Raw genomic sequence first — 1,827 nt, forward strand, 5'->3', positions numbered from 1 at the left:
CGCCATGGTGGCGGGCCTGGCAGGCTGCAGCAAGCCCGAAGCCACCGGCCCCGCCACCACCAGCTTCGATGCCATCACCACCGCGTGCACCCAATTCCTGGCCGCACGGCAACCCCATGTACTGCCTGGCACCGCGGGCGACTGGACCCTGACCGGCTACAGCCCTGCCCTGGTCCAGCCCGAAGTCACGCGCACCGAATCCACCGTGACACCCTACGTAGGCAAGCTCGTCATCAAGGACAACGAGGCCCAGGCCCACGCACCTACCGAAGCCGCCGCCCAGGCCATCACCCTCACCCCCGCGCACCTGCTGTCCAACCGCACGCACACCTTCATCTACAGTTTTGACGGCACCCAGTGGCGCTGGCAGAACGGCCAGCGGCTGACCAAGATACCGGGGCAGAACGACCGGCTGGAGGCCGTGACGCTGGCGGATGTCTCGGCGGCAGGGCCCAGGGGGTTTGCGGGGTGCTTACCGCGTTGAGTCGGATCAATTCGCTCTCTTTTTGATAGCTACTACCGCATGATTCACTAGCGCTTCCGGCTGTTTTTGATCAAATCCCGCATCAAAACAGCCCAGCGCCGCCCACCTCCGCCTCGTGCAGCTTGGTGCCGCACGCCAGCCCTGAGGGCCGTCGCGCAGCCAAGCCATTCACACCGCTCATTCCAGGTCGGCATCCAGCCGGGCGATCAGGCCCTGCGTATTCACGGTGATGTCGAGGTTGCCGATCTCGTGACCAAAATCCCCCGTGAAGTCCACCCGCACCCTCGCGCGCTGCGGCCCCAGGCGTTGCATCGACAGGAACCGGGTCACCGTCTGGTAACCGACGAAGTACTGTTCGACATAGCGGCGTATTCCGGCATGGCCATCAAAACGGTGGCCCGTGGAGGGGTCGTCGATCACGGCATCGTGTGCAAAAAGGGCGAGCACCCGCTCCACCGCCAATGCGTTGGTGGCCGCGATCAGCGCATCCGCCACGTGGCGCAGGTGTTCGTGCGTGGGGGCCATCGCACCATGCCGCAGGCCTGCTGCGTCGTCCCTGCTGGCTGGCCCGCTGGCGCTTGCTGCCAAAGGTTGACCCGGCTGGCTCATGGCAGCACGCTCACCACCACCTTGCCACGGGCGCGGCCGCTGGCGACCAGGGCGTGCGCCGCTTCGGCCGTGTCCAGCGTGAAGCTGGTGGGGTCGAGCAATGGCTCTAGTTGCCCCGCTTCCGCGAGCAAGGTGGCCTGCTCCATGATCTCGCCGTGGTGTTCACGAAACTCCCCGGTGAGGATGGGAAGCAGCGTGAACACCCCAGAGAAAGTAGCACCCCGGAACGACAGCGGCGCCAGCTTGTGGGTGCCCCAGCCCAGCGAAGTCACCACGTGGCCTGAGTAGCGGCGGACCGCCACAAACGACGCATCCAGCACTGGCCCACCCACGGTGTCGTAAACGATATCGAAGCCCTGGCCGTCGGTAAACGCGTCGACATAGGCCTCGACCGAGGTCGTTTCATGGTCAATAGGCGTGGCCCCCAGAGACCGGATGTAACCGGCCTGCGCCGCCGTGCCCGTGGCGAACACTTCGGCACCCCGCGCGCGGGCCAGCTGCACCGCCACATGGCCCACGCCCCCGGCGCCACCATGCACCAGCACCTTGTGCCCGCTGCGCACGTTGGCACGGTCCACCAGGCCCTCCCAGGCGGTGATTAAGACCAGCGGCAAGGCCGCTGCCTGGCGCATGGTCAGCCGGCCCGGCTTGTGGGCCAAAAGGCGTGCATCCACCGCCGCGTATTGCGCCAGGCTGCCTTGCAGCCCGCCAATGCCGCCGGTAAATCCATACAC

Annotated in this window: 3 protein-coding genes; 1 reads left to right on the plus strand and 2 read right to left on the minus strand. The window is 66.4% G+C overall.

Going from position 1 to position 1,827, the window contains the following annotated elements; all coding sequences use genetic code 11:
- Nucleotides 1-484, plus strand: a 484-nt coding sequence (locus tag DBR23_RS06950; protein ID WP_108497753.1) for a hypothetical protein, incomplete at its 5' end; no start/stop codon positions are given.
- Nucleotides 485-661: 177 nt separating this feature from the next.
- Here DBR23_RS06950 and DBR23_RS06955 read toward each other — a convergent pair.
- Both DBR23_RS06955 and DBR23_RS06960 read right to left on the minus strand, forming a co-directional pair.
- Complete coding sequence (locus DBR23_RS06955) at nt 662-1,093, minus strand: nuclear transport factor 2 family protein (RefSeq protein WP_233250310.1); 432 nt, start codon at nt 1,091-1,093, stop codon at nt 662-664.
- The coding region (locus DBR23_RS06960; RefSeq protein ID WP_108497754.1) for a zinc-binding dehydrogenase at nt 1,090-1,827 on the minus strand (738 nt) is incomplete at its 5' end. The genes DBR23_RS06960 and DBR23_RS06955, both read right to left, overlap by 4 nt.

The sequence above is a fragment of the Acidovorax sp. HMWF018 genome (genome assembly GCF_003061035.1).
In the GTDB taxonomy this organism is placed as follows: Bacteria; Pseudomonadota; Gammaproteobacteria; order Burkholderiales; family Burkholderiaceae_C; genus Acidovorax; species Acidovorax delafieldii.

Bases quoted from the DNA above. Each gene is read 5' to 3' on its own strand.
- DBR23_RS06955 (WP_233250310.1), bottom strand. From the start codon at position 1,093: ATGAGCCAGCCGGGTCAACCTTTGGCAGCAAGCGCCAGCGGGCCAGCC.